General features: G+C 73.2%; 13 protein-coding genes and 1 pseudogene. 6 read left to right on the forward strand and 8 right to left on the reverse strand.

Translation table 11 applies throughout. From position 1 onward, the window contains the following. Positions 1-17: 17 nt before the first annotated feature. Positions 18-218 carry a hypothetical protein gene (locus ACH4U7_RS16915; protein WP_398528674.1) on the reverse strand — a complete coding sequence of 67 codons (201 nt, stop codon included), beginning with the start codon at positions 216-218 and terminating at the stop codon, positions 18-20. 899 nt (positions 219-1,117) lie between these two features. Next, a pseudogene (locus ACH4U7_RS16920) lies at positions 1,118-2,017 on the reverse strand (ATP-binding cassette domain-containing protein); the annotation flags it as partial. A gap of 68 nt (positions 2,018-2,085) precedes the next feature. On the opposite strand from ACH4U7_RS16920, the gene ACH4U7_RS16925 reads away from it, so the two are divergent. Beyond that, complete coding sequence (locus tag ACH4U7_RS16925; RefSeq protein ID WP_398528675.1) at positions 2,086-2,883, forward strand: peptidyl-tRNA hydrolase; 798 nt, start codon at positions 2,086-2,088, stop codon at positions 2,881-2,883. A gap of 37 nt (positions 2,884-2,920) precedes the next feature. On the opposite strand, the gene ACH4U7_RS16930 is transcribed toward ACH4U7_RS16925, so the two are convergent. Together ACH4U7_RS16930 and ACH4U7_RS16935 are read right to left on the reverse strand one after the other, a co-directional pair. Then, positions 2,921-3,847, reverse strand: a complete 927-nt coding sequence (locus ACH4U7_RS16930) for a class I SAM-dependent methyltransferase (RefSeq protein WP_398528676.1) — start codon at positions 3,845-3,847, stop codon at positions 2,921-2,923. Between the two features lie 134 nt (positions 3,848-3,981). Then, the gene (locus ACH4U7_RS16935) at positions 3,982-5,103 is read right to left on the reverse strand and encodes a chemotaxis protein (protein WP_398528677.1); all 1,122 of its coding nucleotides are present in this window, start codon (positions 5,101-5,103) and stop codon (positions 3,982-3,984) included. 266 nt (positions 5,104-5,369) lie between these two features. Between ACH4U7_RS16935 and ACH4U7_RS16940 the strand changes: the two genes are divergently transcribed. After that, positions 5,370-6,629 (forward strand): hypothetical protein, encoded by a 1,260-nt coding sequence (locus ACH4U7_RS16940; RefSeq protein ID WP_398528678.1) that lies wholly within the window; start codon positions 5,370-5,372, stop codon positions 6,627-6,629. Here ACH4U7_RS16940 and ACH4U7_RS16945 read toward each other — a convergent pair. Next, on the reverse strand, positions 6,613-8,718 hold the full coding sequence (locus tag ACH4U7_RS16945; RefSeq protein WP_398528679.1) for a transglycosylase domain-containing protein: 2,106 nt from the start codon (positions 8,716-8,718) through the stop codon (positions 6,613-6,615). The genes ACH4U7_RS16940 and ACH4U7_RS16945 overlap by 17 nt on opposite strands. Before the next feature lie 387 nt (positions 8,719-9,105). On the opposite strand from ACH4U7_RS16945, the gene ACH4U7_RS16950 reads away from it, so the two are divergent. The 4 genes from ACH4U7_RS16950 (at position 9,106) to ACH4U7_RS16965 (ending at position 14,319) form a co-directional block, all read left to right on the forward strand. Further along, positions 9,106-10,485 carry a DUF692 domain-containing protein gene (locus ACH4U7_RS16950; protein WP_398528680.1) on the forward strand — a complete coding sequence of 460 codons (1,380 nt, stop codon included), beginning with the start codon at positions 9,106-9,108 and terminating at the stop codon, positions 10,483-10,485. A gap of 5 nt (positions 10,486-10,490) precedes the next feature. After that, entirely contained in the window at positions 10,491-11,558 is a 1,068-nt protein-coding gene (locus ACH4U7_RS16955; RefSeq protein WP_398528681.1) for a TIGR04222 domain-containing membrane protein, read from the forward strand. A gap of 99 nt (positions 11,559-11,657) precedes the next feature. Beyond that, positions 11,658-12,485 (forward strand): TIGR04222 domain-containing membrane protein, encoded by an 828-nt coding sequence (locus tag ACH4U7_RS16960; protein WP_398528682.1) that lies wholly within the window; start codon positions 11,658-11,660, stop codon positions 12,483-12,485. Positions 12,486-12,621: 136 nt separating this feature from the next. After that, positions 12,622-14,319, forward strand: coding sequence for an alpha/beta hydrolase (locus ACH4U7_RS16965; protein ID WP_398528683.1), 1,698 nt, complete (start codon positions 12,622-12,624; stop codon positions 14,317-14,319). Positions 14,320-14,374: 55 nt separating this feature from the next. Here the strand turns inward: ACH4U7_RS16965 and hemQ are convergent, their stop codons facing one another. Genes hemQ through ACH4U7_RS16980 form a run of 3 tightly spaced genes read right to left on the reverse strand, consistent with a single transcriptional unit; the run spans position 14,375 to position 18,401 of the window. Then, entirely contained in the window at positions 14,375-15,112 is a 738-nt protein-coding gene (hemQ, locus tag ACH4U7_RS16970) for a hydrogen peroxide-dependent heme synthase (RefSeq protein ID WP_398528684.1), read from the reverse strand. 5 nt (positions 15,113-15,117) lie between these two features. Continuing rightward, positions 15,118-16,614, reverse strand: coding sequence for a protoporphyrinogen oxidase (gene hemG / locus ACH4U7_RS16975; protein ID WP_398528685.1), 1,497 nt, complete (start codon positions 16,612-16,614; stop codon positions 15,118-15,120). Between the two features lie 23 nt (positions 16,615-16,637). Continuing rightward, positions 16,638-18,401, reverse strand: a complete 1,764-nt coding sequence (locus ACH4U7_RS16980) for an IclR family transcriptional regulator C-terminal domain-containing protein (RefSeq protein ID WP_398528954.1) — start codon at positions 18,399-18,401, stop codon at positions 16,638-16,640. Between the last annotated feature and the right edge of the window lie 41 nt (positions 18,402-18,442).

An 18,442-nucleotide genomic window follows, 5' to 3' on the forward strand; every position in this document is an offset into this window, starting at 1 on the left:
CCACGGCCTGCTGCGGCTCAGCCGGAGCAGGCCGTGCGCTGGGCCTCCTGCCACTCGCAGACGGGGCACAGCGTGGCCCCGGGCCGCGACGCGGGGTGCTCGGTCGGTTCGCCGCACAGCACGCAGTCCGCGTACGGCGGGCCGACGTCGTCACCGTGCGGGCGCGCGGGGTGCGCGTGGTGCGTGGCGCGCGTGGGGTCGTCCGTACGGTCATCCATGCGCCCGACCCTACGCCGATGCGCCCCGAGCCCCCGCCCCCATCCCCGCCCCCCGCCAGGGCCTCAGCCCCGCGCCCCCGCCAGGGCCTCAAGACTCAGAACCGCCGTGAGCTGAGCACGCAGGCCAGCGCGGTCGCCCCCGCGGCGGCCGCGCCGGTCATGGCGAGCGGCAGCAGGGGCAGCGTCACGGAGCCGGTCTGCGAGCCGCTGACCAGGCCGGTCACGGCCGCGTTCGCGGGCGACACCGAGGCCACCAGCACCAGCAGCGAGGCGACCGCGGTGGCCTGGATGCCCCAGCCGGTGCTGAGCAGCAGCGGACGGCTGAACAGCGCGCCGATCGCCGCGCCCAGCAGAGCGCAGGTGAGAGCCGCGAGCAGCCCGGCGGCCGTCGCGTCCCAGCGTGAGACGTCGATCCGCTGGTCGGAGGTCTTCGGATCGCTGATCAACGCGACGAACAACGCCCCCACGACCCCGAGCCCGGCCGCGGCGGCGAGCCCGGTGACCACGGAGCTGAGATGCACCCGGGCGGGTCCGGCCGCCGCGGCGGCGCAGTTGCGCGCCGCGGCCGGCTCATTGTTGACGCATACGCGCACCAGCCACGCCGCGATGGGCAGCAGGGCGGCCGCGGCGTACCCGAAGGAGTCGAGGATCGGCTGCCCCGCCATCACGCCGATGGCCATGAACGCGCCGTAGAGGACAACCGGCGGCACCCACCGCTGCGAACGCGCCAGCAACGCGGCCTGATAGCGCAGCAGCGCGGGCAACGCGCGCCCGCCCGCCCCGGCGCCGGCCGCCCACGGCACGGGCACCCGGCAGCCCCCTGCCTCGGCCCCGGCCGGCCCCGGTACGGGCACGCGGCCACCCGCCTCGCCCCAGACCGACGCAGCGTGCCCCGCGTCCCGCTTCTCCTCGGCCGCTACGGGCGTCACGGCGCGGATGTGCCACGGCGGACGGTCGGTGAGGAGCGCGCGCAGCAGCGCGTCGGAGTGGTCGGCGGCCACCGTCAGCCGAACGACGGGGACTCCCCCACCCAGCCCCCGCTCCCCGACCGGGGCCCCCGGCAACCCCTCCGGCACCGAAGCCCCGGGCACCCCCTCGGCCTCCACGCACACGCGCGCCTCGGCACCGGACACGTCACACCCCGCCACGCTCGTCGGCGGGTCCATCACGAGGGGCGCAGCAGGCGTGACCGGCGTCCGTACGAGCCGGGTGTCCGTGATGTGGAAGATCTCGCCGGCGGAGGAGGCCAGGCGGCGGGGGTCGTGGTCGACGTAGATGACCGTGGCGCCCGCGGCGACGCGGGAGGTGACCGCCTCGTCGAGGGTGGCGCGGGCGGCTTGGTCGAGGCCGGTCCATGCCTCGTCGAGGACGAGGAGGTCGGGGGCGGCCAGGAGGGCCTGGGCGACGGCGACCTTTTGGCTGGTGCCCTTGGACAGCTCGGCGAGTGGGGTGTGGGCGTGTCCGGCCGCGTCGAAGCGTTCCAGCCACTCCTCGGCGCCGTGCGCCGCCGCGGCGCGGCCGAGGCCGTGGACGCGGCCCAGGTGGGTGAGGTAGCCGAGGGCGGTGAAGGGTAGGTCCGCGGGGAAGCGCTCGGGGACGTATGCGGTGCGCGGCCGGGCGGTGATCCGGCCGGTGGTGGGGGCGTCGATGCCGGCGAGGAGCCGCAGGAGGGTGGACTTGCCACTGCCGTTGCTCCCCGTCACCCGGATCAGCGAGCCCGGCCGCACCTCCAGGTCGACGCCGCGCAGCACCCACGCCCCTCGCAGACCGTAGCGGCGGCCAACTCCACGCAGTCTCATAACCGTTGACCCTATGCGGTCGAGGCCGTTCCGGGGGCATGGATGGCGCGGGTGGCACACTGGGGCGCGTGACCAGCTCCGATACCCGTCCAGACGCCCCCACCAGCTGCGACAGCTCCGACGACCGCGTCCGCACGGCCGACCGGGACGCCGCGCCGCAGTTTGTGCTGCCCCTGGTGGTGCGCATCGAGAAGGCCGCTCCGCCCGCCCGTACGGACGCCCTGGAGACGGCGGCGCGCGCCGTGCTCGTCCTGCTGTCGGACGGGCGGGCGACGGCGCCGGACGGCGAGTGGGCCGAGGCCGTACGGAACTGGCAGGACGCCCGGATCCGCAAGGTCGTGCGGCGGGCGCGGGGCGCGGAGTGGCGGCGGGCCGAGGGGCTGCCGGGGATCACGCTCGGCGGCCGGGCGGCCGTGGACGGCGGGCCGCCGGCGGCGGAGGTACGGGTGTTCCCTCCGGTGCCGCTCGACGGCTGGCCGAAGGACCTGGCCAAGCTGCAGGTCTCGGGCACCGACCTGGACGACCCCGAGCCGCCGTCCGAGCCCGACCTCGCCGAGCCGGTGCTGTGGCTGAATCCGGAGATCACCATGTCGGCGGGCAAGGCGATGGCGCAGGCCGGGCACGGGGCGCAGCTCGCCTGGTGGGAGCTGGACGACGCCGCGCGCGCGGCGTGGCGCTCGGCGGGCTTCCCGCTGTCGGTGCGCACCCCGTCGGCGGACCACTGGGCCCGGCTGGTCGCCGACGGCGGTCTGCCGGTGGTGCGTGACGCGGGGTACACCGAGATCGCTCCCGGCTCGTGCACCGTCGTCGCGGACCACCCGGCCCTGCGCCGGCCCGGCCGAAGCCATCGGGTGGACGGGGTCTGATCAGCCCCGCCGCCACCACCACCAAAAACCAGCCCCTTTACTGCTTGCCGCCCCTGCGGCGGATCGCGCGCGTCACGACCGGCGGCAGGACGTCCGCCGCGAGTTTGCGCACGGGGCTGCGGCGGCGCGGCACGGACCCCGCGGCCTGAGGGGACGGCGCGGCACGGTCCGGCGCGGCCGCGGTGTCGGACTCGCGGATCTCGTCGGCGTAGCGGGACCGGGGCGCGGCCGGGTTGGGCGGGCGGCCCGAGAAGCGCAGCACCCGCTGTCCGGCGATCTCCTGCACGCTCAGATGCGTCCCGGCGCGCCACTTCTCATCCGCGAGCAGTTCCTCCTGCAGCGGCTCGGGGTCGCCCCATGTGCCGTAGAGCTTCTGGGTGGTCAGGCACACCGGCCGCAGCCCGCGCAGGAACACCGCCTCCCAGGTGGCGGCGGCCACGCCCGGGGTGTGCTCGGAGCGGAAGTCGTCCAGGACCACCACGCCGGTGGGCACCAGCGCGGTGTGGGCGGCCTCGATGTCGCCCGCCACGTGCTCGTACAGATGCGAGGCGTCGACGTGGACGAAGCGGCAGCTGTCGGGGGCGACGTGGTCCGGGACGAGGGAGGTGGGGCCCTGTACGACGTCGGGCAGTTCGTCGTGGAAGGCCAGGTAGTTCTGTTCGAAGGCGACCCGGGTCAGGGTGGCGTACGACTTTCGGGCTTCCGCCGCGTTCCGCTCGTCGGGCGCGGGCGCGTCGAAGAGGTCGCAGACGGTGAAGCGCTCGTCCACCCTCAGATAGCCGGCGGTGAAGATGGCGCTCTTGCCCATATAGGCGCCCATCTCCAGCAGGTCGCCGCGCTGTCCCAGCCGTTTCTGGCGGGACAGGAAGCGGTCGAAGATCACTTGATCCAGGCTGGGGAACCAGCCTTTGACCTCGTGGAGGGTGCGGGGTCGCTGCGCCGCGCGCGGGGCGGTTGCCGTCATGGGTACTGTCCTCGGTCGCTTGCGGTGGGGGGTGACCGGCCGCCACGTTGGCAGCGGCAGGCAACATCGCGTCGTACCCGCTGTGACTTTTCTGTGACCGACGCATCGTCAGCTCGCCCGGCCCGCGGGCAGCGTCAGAAGCGCAGGACCGCCGCTATGCGCTCATGTGCCGCCAGGGAGTCGTCCGGGACGAAGGCGACCTCCCCGCCCCGGTCCAGCGTGGTCTCGATGATCTCGTCCACGATGTCCTCCAGCACCGCCGTGCCCAGTTCGGCGGGCGAGATCTCCTCCGGGTCGACCGGAGTCAGGTGCTCCCCGGTGACCTTGACCGTCCGCTGGTACTGCTCCTCGACGGCGAGCAGTTCGATGCGCCCCTCCTTGCACACCTGCCACACCTCTTCGAGCCCGGCGGCGAAGGCGCGGCGCCCCTGGGCCTGCCCGATGCGCTCCTGGACGCGCTCGGTGTGCCGCTCCGCCTGCTCCAGCAGGGCGGGGCGCAGCGCGTCGGCGAGGGCGCGGGCGGGGCCGTTGGTCAGCCCGCCCTTGACGACCTTGCTGACGGCCGCCTTCGCCGCCGAGCCGACCTCCTCCAGGAGGCTCAGCGCGGGCGCGAGGCCGACCAGGTAGAGCGGGCGCGGGTCGGTGGCCAGCAGGGCGTCCAGGGCGGTGTCGACCTGCCGCAGATAGGTCCGAGTGCGCTCGTCGTCGTGCCGGTGGGGGACGTCGCCGATCTGCGCCTCGCGTTCGGCGTCGAAGTACCACGGCTCGGGATCGAGCGGGAAGCCTCCGATGTGCTCCTCCTGCAGCTCGCCGTCGCTGCCGCGCCACAGCACCGTACGGTCCACGGAGACGGCCAGCACCCAGTAGGGGCGGGTCCGCTCGCGCGCGGCGACGAGGTTGCGGGTCAGGAAGGTGTCGCTGAAGACGACGCGCTCGGGTGCGGTCCTCGGCAGCGCCCACACCTCCCATTCGCCCTTGGCCGCGGAGATCACCAGCGAGTCCAGGGCGTCGCGCAGATCCACGTCGGCCATGGCGCGGTCGAGCTGCCCGCTTATGTCGTAGCGGGCCTCGCGCGGCACGTCCGGATCCTCTTCAAGCCGGCGCTTGGCCTCGGCGATCAGATTGCGCAGCCGCACGGTGTCCGCCGGGCGGTAGGGCTCGCGGCGGTGGGTGGGCAGGGTGATGGTGACCGCGGGGTAGGGGCGCCTGGCGCGGAGGGCTGTCAGCGTGCGGGATGTCAGTCCGGTGGTACGCATCCGTTGCCTCTCGCCTTTCGACGTGTTTATCCAGCATCACCCAGGACCGGCGGCGGCGCATCGCGGGGCGGCAGCCGGTGCACGCGGGCGGCTGACGCAACCGGTTGATGCGGGGGTCGTGTGATTTGCCGCGGGGCCTGTGTGAAGAGACGGTAATTCTTCGGTGATACTGGTGAGCCGTACGTTTGTCTCAGGGGGCGGGACCCGTGAAGGGGCTGAAGACCTTGAAGGCTTTGAAGGCGTTACAGCCGAGGAACGCCTATGGAGTGACGGGCCCCGTGGGTGCCCTGGTCGCCGTGGGTGTCGTCGTCGCCGTTCTGCTCGCGGTGCTGCCGGGCGGCGAGGCGGACGGCTCGCCCGGGGAGAAGGCGCCGGTGGCCGGCGCGTCCCCCGCGCCGGCCGGGGGCGCCCCCGGCACCAAGAAGAAAAAGAGCAAGTACGCCGACTGGGACGGCAAGGTCAAGGTGCTCGGGGACGGCTCCACCTCGTACACCGGGCCGCAGCCCAAGCAGCTCAAGCCCAAGAGGCTGAAACCCGGGGAGAAACCACCACAGTTCGTGGTCTTCTCCTGGGACGGGGCCCTGGAGAACGGCGACCACCTCTTCTCCCACTTCCGCGACGTGGCCAAGGAGAGCGACGCCACGATGACGTTCTTCCTGAGCGGCATGTATCTGCTGCCCAAGTCGAAGAGCGACCTCTACCAGCCGCCGCAGCACCGGCGGGGCTCGGCCGCGATCTCCTACCCGACCGATGAGCACATCCGGGAGACGCTGGAGCAGCTGCGCGGGGCGTGGCAGGAGGGCAACGAGATCGGCTCCCACTTCAACGGCCACTTCTGCGGCGCCAAGGGCGGCGAGGACTGGAGCACGGAGGAGTGGAAGAGCGAGACCGAGCAGGCGTATTCGTTTGTGAAGAACTGGAAGACCAACACCGGCTTCACCGATGTGGCCCCGCTGCCCTTCGACTACGACGAGGAGCTGGTGGGCGGCCGGGCGCCGTGCCTGGAGGGGCAGAAGAACCTGATCCCGGCCATCAAGTCCATGGGCTGGCGGTACGACGCGAGCTCGCCCGGCGACTTCCAGATCTGGCCGTCGAAGATCGACGGGATCTGGAACTTCCCGCTTCAGCTGGTGCCCTATCCGGAGAGCGAGAAGCAGGTCCTCTCGATGGACTTCAACTTCCTCTACAACCAGTCGGGCGACAGCACCGAGGGCGATCCGGCGAAGTACCCGGAGTGGGAGCGGCTGACCCGCGAGGGCTATAAGAACGGCTTCGAGCGCGTCTACAACGGCAGCCGGGCGCCGCTGTTCATCGGCAACCACTTCGAGACCTGGAACGGCGGCATCTATATGCAGGCCATCGAGGACGTGATGCGGGACGTATGCCCCCGCGAGGGCGTCGAATGCGTCTCGTTCAAGCAGCTCGCGGACTGGCTGGACGCCCAGGACCCGAAGGTCCTGGAGAAGCTGCGCACGCTGGATCCGGCGCAGGCGCCCGACTGGTCCACCTTCACGAAGGCGGAGTGACGGCCTTCATATAGCGCGTCCAGATGTCGATGGCGTAGGTGGATCCGGTGCCGGTGCCCGAGGTGGCGCCGCCGACGGCGTCGGGGACCCCGGGAGTTCCGGTGGTCCCCGGGGTTCCGGAGGTTCCGGTGGCCCCGGAGGTTCCGGTGGTGCCGGATCCGCCGAGTCCGTCCAGGGGCAGCAGCTCCTGGGTCTTGGGATCCACCCGCGACAGCGACACGGCCGTCGACATCTCCTTCGTATACCCCACAAACCACGACGAGGTGTTGTCCTGCTCGGTACCCGTCTTGCCCGCCACATCGGAGCCGACCGCCGCGGCCGACCGCGCGGTTCCGCCCTGCACCGCCCCGTGCAGCGCGTCGTCCACCTGTGCCGCCACCTCCGGGCTGAACGCCCGGGTCGCGGGCTGCTTTTCGAGGGGCACCCGCTCGCCCTGGTGGGTGAGCCCGGTGACCGAGTACGGCGGGGTGTGCCGGCCCCCGGCCGCGAAGGTCCCGTAGGCGCTGGCCATGCGGATGGAGCTGGGGGTGGCCGTGCCGAGCGAGAAGGCGGGCACCCGGGCGCCGAAGCTGCTGGGCAGCAGGCCCGCGTCGATGGACGCCTTGCGCACCCGGTCCAGGCCCACGTCCATGCCCAGCTGCATCATCGGGGTGTTGATCGAATCCACGATCGACTGCCGCAGGGTCACCTGCCCCCACGAGCGGTCTCCGTCGTTCCTGCCCCGTACGATCTGGCCGCCGCGGTCCCAGTACGGGCCCTCGGGCGTGCGCACCGCCACCTTGTCGTTGCCGTCGTAGACGCTGGTCGGGGACACGGGGGTGCGTGCGCCGTCGCGTTCGAGCTGGACGCCGTCGCGCAGGGCCGCGGCGTAGACGAAGGGTGTGAAGGACGTGCCGGCCGGGACGGTGGAGGCGTTGGCGTCGTTGAAGCCCTGTTCGAGATAGCCGGGGCCGCCGTAGAGCGCGGCGATACGGCCGTCCGGCGATACGGAGGCGGCGCCGACCCGTACGTACCGGTCCTCCTTGCGGCCCTTCGGGTCGAGGCCGGCGCGCATCTTGTCCACCGACTTGGCGAGCTCATTCACCTTCGGCTTCTCGAAGGTGGTGTGTATCTGATAGCCGCCCAGATCGAAATCGGCGTCGGATATGTCGGTGTGGGAGGACACATACGCCCTCGCCGTCTCGACGAGATAGCCGACCTGGCCGGTCAGCCCCTCCGGTTTCGGGGGCGCCTTGGGCTCCGGGAATTTGGTGTACTTGGCCCGCTCGGACTTGGAGAGCTTGCCGATCTGGACCATCCGGTCCAGGACCCATTTCCAGCGGTCCACCGCCCGGCGGTGGTTCTTGGCGCTGATCGTGGGGTCGAAGGTCCCGGCGCCCTTGAGCAGGGACGCCAGCATGGCGCCCTCACTCGGGTTGAGCTGGGAGACGTCCTTGCCGTAATAGGCGTAGGCGGCCCGCTGAATGCCATAGGTGCCGCGGCCGAACCAGCTGGTGTTGAGATATCGCTCGAGGATGTCCTCCTTGCTCATCTTGTCGTCCAGCTTGATGGCGATGAACATCTCGGTCAGCTTGCGGGAGAATGTCTGCTGCTGATTCAGATAGGCGTTCTTCACATACTGTTGGGTGATGGTGGAACCGCCCTGGGTCTCACCCCCCGTCACCATCCGGGTCAGGGCGCGCATCACACCGCTCGGCGAAACCCCGCTGTCGGAGTAGAAGCTGGCGTTCTCGGCGGCGAGCACCGCCCACTGCACCTTCTCCGGGACCTTTTTGAGCGGGACTTCCTGCCGGTTGACGGGTCCCGTACGGGCCATTTCCGTACCGTCCGCCCAGTAATAGACGTTATCCTGCTGGGTGGCGAAGTCGTTGAGGTCATCCGGGATGTCGGTCTGCAGATACATATAGCTCAGCACACCCGTCAGACCGCCGACGCAGAACAGAAAAAGCATGGCCATCTGCCGCCACGAGGGCAGCCAGCGCAGGGGGCCGCGCCTGCCCGCGCGGGGGTAGTCCAGCCTGGCACCGCGCACGGCCCAGCGGCGCAGCGTCCACCACCTCGAGGTCGAACGCCCTTTGAGGCTCGGCATGTTGGGCGCCTTGATGATCGGCGCCTTGCGGCTCGGTGCCTTACGGCGGTGTCTGCCCCCAGCGTTGTTGCTGCCCTGCACGTGTCCCCCACGATCCGCGCGCGGGGCGCGGCCAAAGATCTGATGGTCCGTCCCCCCCGAAGACGACACGACCCTATGACGCTTTCCGAACATCTGTCGCCTCAGAGCACCAAATTTTTGTAACAGTGATGATATTCCGCGACGCGGATCACGCGCGGCACACACGACTCACGCGCGACTCACACGGGACTTGAGCGTGAACCCCCGAAGCTCAAATGAACCTCTGAACCGCACCGCTGCTGGGTTCGTCCTTCTCCAGCGGGGTCATCACCCCCAGACGAGGGGACGGACGAGGAGGGGGAAGCCATGAGGTGCCTCGGAACCGGCATTGGATGGCGCCCGGAGATCGCCGATGACATCGAGCGGCTGCCGGGCATCGACTGGGTGGAGGTGGTGGCGGAGAACATCTGCCCGGGCCACCTCCCTGACGCGCTGGAGCGGCTGCGGGAGCGGGGGACGACGGTTGTCCCGCACGGCGTCTCGCTCGGCCTCGGCGGCGCCGAGCGGCCCGACGCGGGGCGGCTCGCGGCGCTCGCCGAGCGGGCGGAGGCGCTGGGCTCACCCCTGGTGACCGAGCACATCGCGTTCGTACGGGCGGGCGGCCCGCGAACGGCCTCGCCGACGGCCGAGGCCGGGCATCTGCTGCCCGTGCCGCGCACCCGCGACGCGCTGGACGTGCTGTGCGAGAACGTCCGCATCGCCCAGGAGTCGCTGCCGGTGCCGCTGGCCCTGGAGAACATCGCGGCGCTGATCGCCTGGCCGGGCGAGGAGCTGACGGAGGGGCAGTTCCTCGCCGAGCTCGTCGAGCGGACGGGCGTACGGCTGCTGATCGACGTGGCCAATCTGCACACCAACCACGTCAACCGGGGCGAGGACCCGGCCGCGGCCCTGGACGAGCTCCCGACCTCGGCCATCGCCTATGTCCATGTGGCGGGCGGGGTCGAGCGGGACGGGGTGTGGCACGACAGCCACGCCCACCCGGTGACCCAGCCGGTGCTCGATGTGCTGGCCGAGCTGTGCGCCCGTACGACGCCGCCCGGCGTGCTGCTGGAGCGCGACGAGAACTTCCCCGCGGGCGACGAGCTCGCGGCCGAACTCGACGCGATCCGGGCCGTGACGGCCAAGGCGGCTCCTGAGGCCCTTGAGACCCGCGATATCCCCGAGGCCCGTGAGGCCCAGGTGGCCCGTGAGGCCCAGGTGGCCCAGGTGGCCCAGGTGGCCCAGGTGGCTTTGGTGGCGGCCGGGTCGGTGTCCGCGCCGCAGGCGGTGGAGGGCGCCCGGGAGCGGATCGCGCTCGCCCAGACGTCCCTGCTGTCCTCGCTGGTCGCGGGCGCCCCCGCGCCCGAGGGGTTCGACCGGCGGCGGCTGGGGGTGCAGAGCCGGGCGCTGGCGGCCAAGCGGGCCGATGTGGTCGGGAAGGTCGCCCCCGAGCTGCCGCGGATCCTGGGCGCGGACTACCGCCCGGCGTTTCTGGCCTATGCGCGGGGCCGCCCGATGACCGGCGGCTACCGCCGCGACGCCCTGGCGTTCGCCGAGCATCTGCTGGCCGCCGAGCGGCCCGAGGACCCCGCGGCGCGGCGGGAGTTGACGCAGTGGTGGCGGGAGCGGTCGGGGCCCGCTCCGGTACGCCCCGGCCCCGCGGCGCGCCTGGCACGGGCCGCCCGACGCGCGCTGCTCGGAAGGTGATGGAGATGAAGACGGAACTGGTCTATCTGGCGTTCGCCGCGTCGTCGGCGGCGCTCATCACGGGTACGGTCCGTGCCCGACGCGCGGGCGGCCCGGTGGCGGACGCCCGCGCACACGATCTGCTGGAGGCCGCCTTCCTGGAGGCCGGCCCGGCCCGGGTGGCCGACACGGTGATCTGCGCGATGCACACCGACGGACGGCTGGCCGTGGGCGGCCCCGGGGTGGTCTCGGTACGGCAGCCGGTCGCCCGCAACGCGGTGGAGCAGGCGCTGCTCGAGGTGCACTCGCGCGCACCGCACGGCGGACTCACCCTGCTGCGCTCGGAGCTGATGCGCCATCCGGCGGTGCAGTCGATCGGCGACCGGCTCGCGGAGCGCGGGCTGCTGGTGCGGCCGCAGCGGATCAACTTCTGGCGGCGCCTGGCCGCCGCCCAGACCGTCGCCGCGGTCGCGGGCGTGTTCCTGGGCATCTGGGGAACCTCCGTGGAGGACTCGGGAGGGTACGACGGCGGGCTTCCGCTGATCTTCAGGATCCTCCCGGCGCTGTTCGGCGGCTTCCTGGTCGGCGTCATCTGCGGCGCAGCGAACAGGAAGCGGATCACGGCGGCCGGGAAGCGGGCACTGGCGGCGTACCGGCAGGACCTCGCCTACGTATCGACCGAGCCGCAGGACGGCACCCCGTACCGGACCGGCGCGCGGATGGCGTCGGTGGCCGAGACCGTCGCGCTGGCCGGGGTGGGCGCGCTGGCCGCCGACGAACTGCTGCGGGACCACCTGCTGGAGGCGCACCGCGCCCAGGCCGCCGCGACGGCCTCAGCCGGGTCTTCCGCGTCCTCCTCGTCCTCCTCGTCCAGCTCCTCGGGGTCCTCAGGGTCCTCGGGGTCCTGCGGGAACAACAGCTCGTGGTGCGGCAACTCCGGGGGCGGCGGCTCCAGCTGCGGCAGTTCCAGCTGCGGGGGCAGCTCCGGCTCCAGCTGCGGGGGCGGGAGCGGTGGCTCCAGCTGCGGCGGAGGCTCCAGTTGCGGTGGCGGGGGCGGCTGTGGCGGCGGGGGCGGCGGCTGCGGGGGCGGCTGACCGGCCGCGTTCGCGGTGTTCGCCGTATTCGCCGCTTCACCGCGTTCATCTGCTGAAATGCCCTGGCGTAAGGCGGGCCGGGTCGAGTACAAATCGGCCATGCTCTGGCTGTTGTTCCTGCTCGTCGCCTGTGCCGCCGCCGTCGCCTCCTGCGCCCGGCTGTGCGCGGCCGCCGTCGCCGCCGCACAGGAGCCCGAGGGCGCCGGGGCCGGCCGCCGGGCCTTGAGCCTGTACGAGACGGCGTTTCTGTCCGGCGGTCCGCAGCGGGTCGGGGATCTGGCCCTGGTGGCGATGGACCGGCAGCGCCGGCTGCTGCTGGCGCACACCGGCTGGGTCACGGTGGTCGACCCGGACGGCCAGGACGAGTTGGAGCGCTCCGTCATCGCCGCGATAGGCCCGCACGGCCAGTCGCCCGTCCCTCCGGTGCGGGCCGCGCTCGCCGGTGCGGCGCCGGTTCGGGCGCTCGCCGACCGGCTGGTGGCCGCCGGGCTCGCGGTGCCCGCGGCGGCGCGTACGAACGTGGCGGCCGCGGTCCGTCAGGTGCGGGCGGCGGCCGGTCTTGTCCTGCTCATGGCGGCGGCGGCGCTGCTGATCGTGGAGCCTGAGCCGGGGCGGGAGAAGGCGGCGGCGTGGTTCGCGCTGCCGCTGCTGCTGACCCTCGGCTGCCTGGCGATAGCCCGCGTCGAGGCGCATCCGTACACCCGGTGGGCCTCGCCCGCCGGGCAGAAGCTGCTGGGCCGGATCGAGACGCCCCGGCCACGGCCCGCCCGGCCCGCCTTCGGCCGGGGCGGCGGTGTCGGCGGCGTCGGCGCGTACGGCCGGGAGGGCGCCGACGCCGAGCTCCTGACCCTGCTCGCGCTGCACGGCGCCTCGGCCCTCCCCGATCCCGCGCTGCGCGCGGCCTTCAAGGCGCATTGGGGTCATTGACCCCGACACCTCGGCACGGTGCTTTACATGGCCGACCACCACCCCAAGTATCCCTTTCGTCAGGGAATGACCCGTCGTGCGGAACCGCAAGCGGAACGCGACGACGGAAGACGAACGGAATACGAGGGGACGGCCCGTGAGAGCAGTACCGCTGTACGGCGTACTCGGGCCGCTGTCCCTGGCCCTGGCCATGGCCGCGCTGCTCGCCGCCCCGGCGCCCGCCGCCACCGCCGCGACCGCCACCGCCCGGGTCCGCCACGGCGACACCGCCGAGGACCGGGGCGTGGCGGTCGCCGCCCGGCGCGCCGCCGCCCGCGGCATCGACTTCGGCCGCTGCGCGCCCGGCGAGGAGCTGCCCGCAGCCGCCCGGTGCGGCACCTTCGAGGTGCCCCTGGACTATGCGCACCCCCACTCCACCCAGCTGTCCCTCACCGTCAGCCGGCTCCGCGCCACCGGCCCGCGGGAGCGTCACCAGGGCGCGCTGGTCCACAACCCGGGCGGGCCCGGTGCCTCCGGTATGGCGTTCCCCGCGTACGCCAGTGTGGCCGGGTTCCGGAAGGCCGCCGAGGCGTACGACTTCGTCGGGTACGCACCGCGCGGGGTGGGCCGCTCGGCGCCGCTGTCCTGCGCGGACCCGGCCGCCTTCGCCAAGTCGCCGACGAACTTCCCCGTGCACCCCTCCGCCGCCTTCAAGCGGACGATGATCAAGCGGGCCCGGGCCTACGCGGACGGCTGCGCCCGCCGCGCGGGCGGTGCGCTGCGCCACTACACGACCCTCAACAACGCCCGCGACCTCGATGTGCTGCGCGCCGCCCTCGGCGAGACGCGGCTGAACTTCGCGGCGGCTTCCTACGGCACGTACTACGGCGCGGTCTACGCCACGCTCTTCCCCCACCATGTGCGCCGCATGGTCTTCGACAGCGTGGTCGACCCCGATCCGCGGCAGATCTGGTACCGCAACAACCTGAAGCAGTCGCTGGCCTTCGAGGGGCGCTGGGGCGACTGGCGCCGCTGGGCCGCCGGGTACGACGACGTCTACCACCTGGGAGACACCGCGGCCGAGGTGTCCGCCTCGTACGAGAAGGCCCGGCGGCGGCTGGCGCGCCGCCCGGCGGGCGGGAAGGTGGGCACGGCGCAGCTCCAGGACGCCTATTCGCGCAACATCTACAACGACGCCTTCTGGGATATGAGCGCGCACGCGCTGGCCGCCTATCTGGGCGGCGACGAGGGGCCCCTGGTCGCGCTGGCCGCGCCCGACCCGGCCCAGGCCGCGTCCGAGGAGAACGGCAACGCCGTCTACACGGCCGTCCAGTGCAACGACGCGCCCTGGCCACGGGATTGGGCCAGATGGCACCGCGACAACAGCGCCCTGGCCCGCCGCGCGCCCTTCGAGACCTGGGTCAACGTGGCGATGAACCTGCCGTGCGCCTACTGGTCCGCGCCCCAGCAGCGGCCGCTGACGGTGGGCCCCCGGGGCGGCGCGGGGCGCGGGACGCCGCCGCCGGTGCTGCTGCTGGCCGCCGAGCGGGACGCGGCCACGCCGTACGAGGGCGCCAAGGAGCTGCGGCGCAGGCTGCCGGGCTCATCGCTGGTGACCGAGCGCGGGGCGGGTACGCACGGGCTGTGGGGCGGCCCGAACGACTGCGTCAACAGGTACGTCGACACCTACCTGCTGACCGGGCGGACCCCGGGCCGCTCCGTGTCCTGCGCGCCGCGCGAGGCGCCCGAGCCCAGCGTCTGGGCGCCGCCGGGCCTTGAAACCCAACCGGAAACGGAACCGGGAAGGGAAGCAGTGGCGGAAGCGACGCCGGCGGTGGGCGCCGCGGCCTGGTGACCGGCGGCCGCGCCGCGGCGAGGGCGGTGCCGCCGATCAGGCCGGCCTGGGTGAGTCAGGCCAGCCCGGCGACCAGCTCGGAGAGCGCCTTGCGCCGCCCGGTGAAGAACGGCACCTCCTCGCGCACATGCCGACGCGCCTCGGAGCCGCGCAGATGCCGCATGAGGTCGACGATCCGGTGCAGCTCGTCGGCCTCGAAGGCGAGGATCCACTCGTAGTCGCCGAGCGAGAAGGACGCGACCGTGTTGGCCCGCACGTCCGGGTAGCCGCGCGCCATCTTGCCGTGGTCCGCGAGCATCGCGCGGCGCTCCTCGTCGGGCAGCAGATACCACTCGTAGGACCGGACGAAGGGGTACACGCTGACGTAGTCGCGGGGGGTCTCGTCGGCCAGGAACGCCGGGATGTGCGAGCGGTTGAACTCGGCCGGGCGGTGCAGCGCCATGTTCGACCACACCGGCTCCAGGGCCCGGCCCAGCTTGGTGCGGCGGAAGAGGTTGTACGCCTCCTGCAGCGCGTCGGAGGTCTCCGCGTGCCACCAGATCATGACGTCCGCGTCCGCGCGCAGCCCGGAGATGTCGTAGGTACCGCGCACCGTGACGTCCTTGGCGGCGAGCTGCGCGAACAGCTCCTCGACCTCGTCGGCGTAGCCGGTGCGGTCCTCGGGCAGGACGTCGCGCAGCTTGAACACCGACCACAGGGTGTAGCGGATGACCTCGTTGAGGTCCTTGGCCTTCTTACCGGCGTTGGGAACCTTGCCGGACGGGGCGGTCTCGGGGGCGGATGCAGCAGTCATGGTCCCTATTCTCGCTCTCCGCGCCCGGCGCCCCGCGCCTGGGTGGCGACCAGCAGTTCCAGCAGCTCATCGGCGGCGGTACGGGCGCTGGCGACACAGGCCGGGATGCCCACCCCGTCGTACACCGCGCCGCACACGCGCAGCGCCGGGAGCTTGGCGACCTCCGCGCGGATACGGGCCACGCGGTCGAGGTGGCCCATGGGGTACTGCGGCAGCCCGCCCTCCCAGCGGTTCACGCGGGTGGCGACCGGGCGCGCGGCCAGACCGATGGCCTGGCCGAGATCGGCGAGCGACAGCCTTACCAGATCCTCGTCGTCACGGCTCAGGTCCGCCTCGTCCTCAAACCGCCCGATCGAGGTACGCAGCACGAAGAGATCGGGGTCGGCCTCCCCCACCCAGCCCCATTTGCGGCTGGAGAAGGTGGCGGCCTTGATGGTGTGGCCGTCGACGGGCGGCACGAGGAAACCGCTGCCCTGGGCGAGCTCGGCCACGTCGGCGCGGCGGAAGGCCATGGTGATCAGCGCCATGGAGGCGTAGTCGACGGTGGCCAGCTCGGCGGAGGCGGCCGGGGAGTCGGCGGCGAGCAGCCGGGCCGCGACGGGTGCGGGGGCGGCGAGCACGACGGCGTCGGCCTCCAGCGTCTCGCCACGCTCGGTGACCACCGTCCACCGCGCCACCCGGCCCCGGCCCTCCCCCGGGTCGTCGGAACTGTCGGCGCTGCCGGGGGCGGCGGTCGGGCGCAGCTCCCGTACGGGCTCGCCGGTACGGATCTCGCCGCCCGCGGCGCGCACCGCGTCGGCGACGGCGAGCGGAAGCCGCCCGATCCCCCCGTCGATACCGGTGAACACCGGGCCGGCCGGCGCCGCCGCGGCCCGCGCGGCGAGCGCCCGCGCGCCCTCGGTCAGCGAGCCGTGCGTACGGGCCGCCTCGAAGAGCGTGGGCACCGAGGCCCGCATCGACGTCCGGTACACATCGCCCGCGTACACCCCGCCCAGCAGCGGCTCGACCAGCCGGTCCACGACCTCCCGGCCCAGCCGCGCGGCGACGAACTCGCCGAGGGCGACATCTTCGCCCAGCTCCGCCGGCGGCAGCTGGGGCTCCTGGGCGATCCGCGCGAGCCCTTCGGCCGAGACCACGCCGGAGGCGGCCAGCGGGGCCGGGTCCCCGGGCACGCCCATCACATGGCCCTTGGGCATCGGCCGCAGCCCGCCGCGGGTCCACAGCGAGGCGGTGGCGGTCGCGGGCGGCTGCAGCCGGTCGCCGAGCCCGACCGCGCGCGCCAGGTCCACGGCCTCGGGGCGGCGCGCGAGCATCGACTCGGCGCCGAGGTCCACGGGGACGCCCGCGATCTCGCCCGCGTACAGCTTGCCGCCGAGCCGGCCGGACGCCTCCAGCACGGTCACCCGGGCCCCGCCGGTCAGCAGGCGGTGGGCGGCCGCGAGCCCGGAGATTCCGCCACCGACGACCACGACATGGCCCGTACGGCCGTTCGCTGCGCTCATGACCCCACTCTCTCAGACCTCTCTCATCCCCCCGACGGATGCCTGGCGACCAGGCCGCGGGGGCGGTGGGCGAAGGCCGTATGCAGATCGGCCTCGATACGGGTGGCGGTGGTGCGCAGGGGTGGCAGGAGGGTGCGCACGGTGTCCTCCGGGGTGCCCCGGCCCGCGTGCACGGCGAGGTTGAGCGCCGCCACCACGCGCCCGTCGGCGTCCCGTACGGGCACGGCCAGGGACCGCAGTCCCTCCTCCAACTCCTCGTCGACCAGGGCGTATCCGCTCTCCGCCACGCCGCCCAGGACACGCGCGAGCCCGGGTACGGAGATCAGGGTGTGCCGGGTCAGCGGCTGCGGATCGAGGTCGGCGAGATACGCGGCGCGGGCGTCGGTGTCCAGGCCCGCGAGCAGCACCCGGCCCATGGAGGTGGCGTAGGCGGGGAAGCGGGTGCCGATGGTGATGTTGACGCTCATGATGCGGACGGTCGGCACGCGCTCGACGTACCGGATGTCGCCGCCGTCGAGGACGGCCAGGGACGCCGACTCATGGACGGCGCCGACCAGTTCGCGCAGATGCGGCCGCGCGATATCGGTGAAGCCGAGCCCGGCGAGCGGGGCGTAGCCGAGCTCCAGGACGCGGGGGGTGGGGCGGAAGAGGCGGGCTCCGTCGGTCGCGGCGTAGCCGAGCTCCACAAGGGTGAGGAGGGAGCGGCGGGCGGTGGCGCGGGCGAGGCCGGTCGCCTCGGCGACGGCGGTGAGGGGCATGCCGTCGTGGGGCGGCGGGCCGCCCGGGGGCCGCTCGCCCAGCGCCCGCAGCACGGTCAGCCCGCGGGCGAGCGACTGCAGAAAGCCCGCCCCCATCTGCCGCTTGGCCAGCCGGGCCGGATCCTCGCCGATGGCGCCGACCGCGGGCGGCCCGCCGATCGGGGACGGCCTGACCTCCGCGGGCGCCGCAAGCGCCGCCTCCATCGCCGGGATCCGGTCCCGCAGGGCGGCCAGCGCGGTCCGCCTGAGGGACGCGATGTCGTGGCGGCTGGTGTGGCTGACCACGTTCACCGCACACGCGATACGCCCCGCCGGGTCCCGGAGCGGAACGGCCACCGCCACCAGACCCGGCTCGATCAGCTGGTCGTCAAGGGCACAGCCGTCGTGGGCCGCCGCCTTGGCGCGGTGCGCGAACGCGTCGGGGTCCGGGGCGTCGGCGGGGCCCGGCCTGGGCGGGATGGCGGGGAAGGAGGCGTCCAGGGGGTCGGCGGCACGGCGAGCGCGCCAGTCGGCCCAGGTGCGCTCGTCCCATTCGGCGGCGAACAGCGCGCCGGGGGCGCAGCGTTCGGCGGGGAGGAGGTCGCCGATACGGAAGGCGAGGGACATCGTGCGGCGCCGGGTGGCCTGGACGACGAAGCGCACGCCGTCGCCGTCCGGGACGGCGACCGAGACCGACTCGTCGAGGGAGTCCGCCAGCCGCTCCGCGAACGGAAGGAGCGCGTCCGGCAGTCCGCTGGCCGCGAGATAGGCGTTGCCCAGCTCCATCAGCCGGGTCGCCAGGCTCACCTCGCGCCCGTCCAGCCGTACATATCCGAGCTGTTGCAGTGTGCCGAGCACACGGTCGACGACGGAGCGGGCCAGCCCCGTGGCGCGCACCAGGTCGCCGGGGCGGACCGCCGGTCCCGCGCCGTGCGCGGACAGGGCGGTCAGCGCGCGCAGCACGGCGAGGCCGCGCTCAAGAGGGCCGACCGAACCGCCGGCCAAACCGCCGACAGCATTGACAGGCGGCGTAGCCGCGCTGAGACTCATCACCAGCCAGATTATGAACCAAGTTTCATCAGGCGAACAAC

Source organism: Streptomyces sp. NPDC020845 (genome assembly GCF_044334165.1).
In the GTDB taxonomy this organism is placed as follows: Bacteria; Actinomycetota; Actinomycetes; order Streptomycetales; family Streptomycetaceae; genus Streptomyces.

What these genes read in the sequence shown, in the direction of transcription:
- ACH4U7_RS16915 (WP_398528674.1), bottom strand. Translation starts at nt 218, where the DNA reads ATGGATGACCGTACGGACGACCCCACGCGCGCCACGCACCACGCGCAC.
- ACH4U7_RS16930 (WP_398528676.1), bottom strand. Translation starts at nt 3,847, where the DNA reads ATGACGGCAACCGCCCCGCGCGCGGCGCAGCGACCCCGCACCCTCCAC.
- ACH4U7_RS16935 (WP_398528677.1), bottom strand. Translation starts at nt 5,103, where the DNA reads ATGCGTACCACCGGACTGACATCCCGCACGCTGACAGCCCTCCGCGCC.
- ACH4U7_RS16945 (WP_398528679.1), bottom strand. Translation starts at nt 8,718, where the DNA reads ATGCCGAGCCTCAAAGGGCGTTCGACCTCGAGGTGGTGGACGCTGCGC.
- ACH4U7_RS16950 (WP_398528680.1), top strand. Translation starts at nt 9,106, where the DNA reads ATGAGGTGCCTCGGAACCGGCATTGGATGGCGCCCGGAGATCGCCGAT.
- ACH4U7_RS16955 (WP_398528681.1), top strand. Translation starts at nt 10,491, where the DNA reads ATGAAGACGGAACTGGTCTATCTGGCGTTCGCCGCGTCGTCGGCGGCG.
- ACH4U7_RS16960 (WP_398528682.1), top strand. Translation starts at nt 11,658, where the DNA reads ATGCTCTGGCTGTTGTTCCTGCTCGTCGCCTGTGCCGCCGCCGTCGCC.
- hemQ (WP_398528684.1), bottom strand. Translation starts at nt 15,112, where the DNA reads ATGACTGCTGCATCCGCCCCCGAGACCGCCCCGTCCGGCAAGGTTCCC.
- hemG (WP_398528685.1), bottom strand. Translation starts at nt 16,614, where the DNA reads ATGAGCGCAGCGAACGGCCGTACGGGCCATGTCGTGGTCGTCGGTGGC.
- ACH4U7_RS16980 (WP_398528954.1), bottom strand. Translation starts at nt 18,401, where the DNA reads ATGAGTCTCAGCGCGGCTACGCCGCCTGTCAATGCTGTCGGCGGTTTG.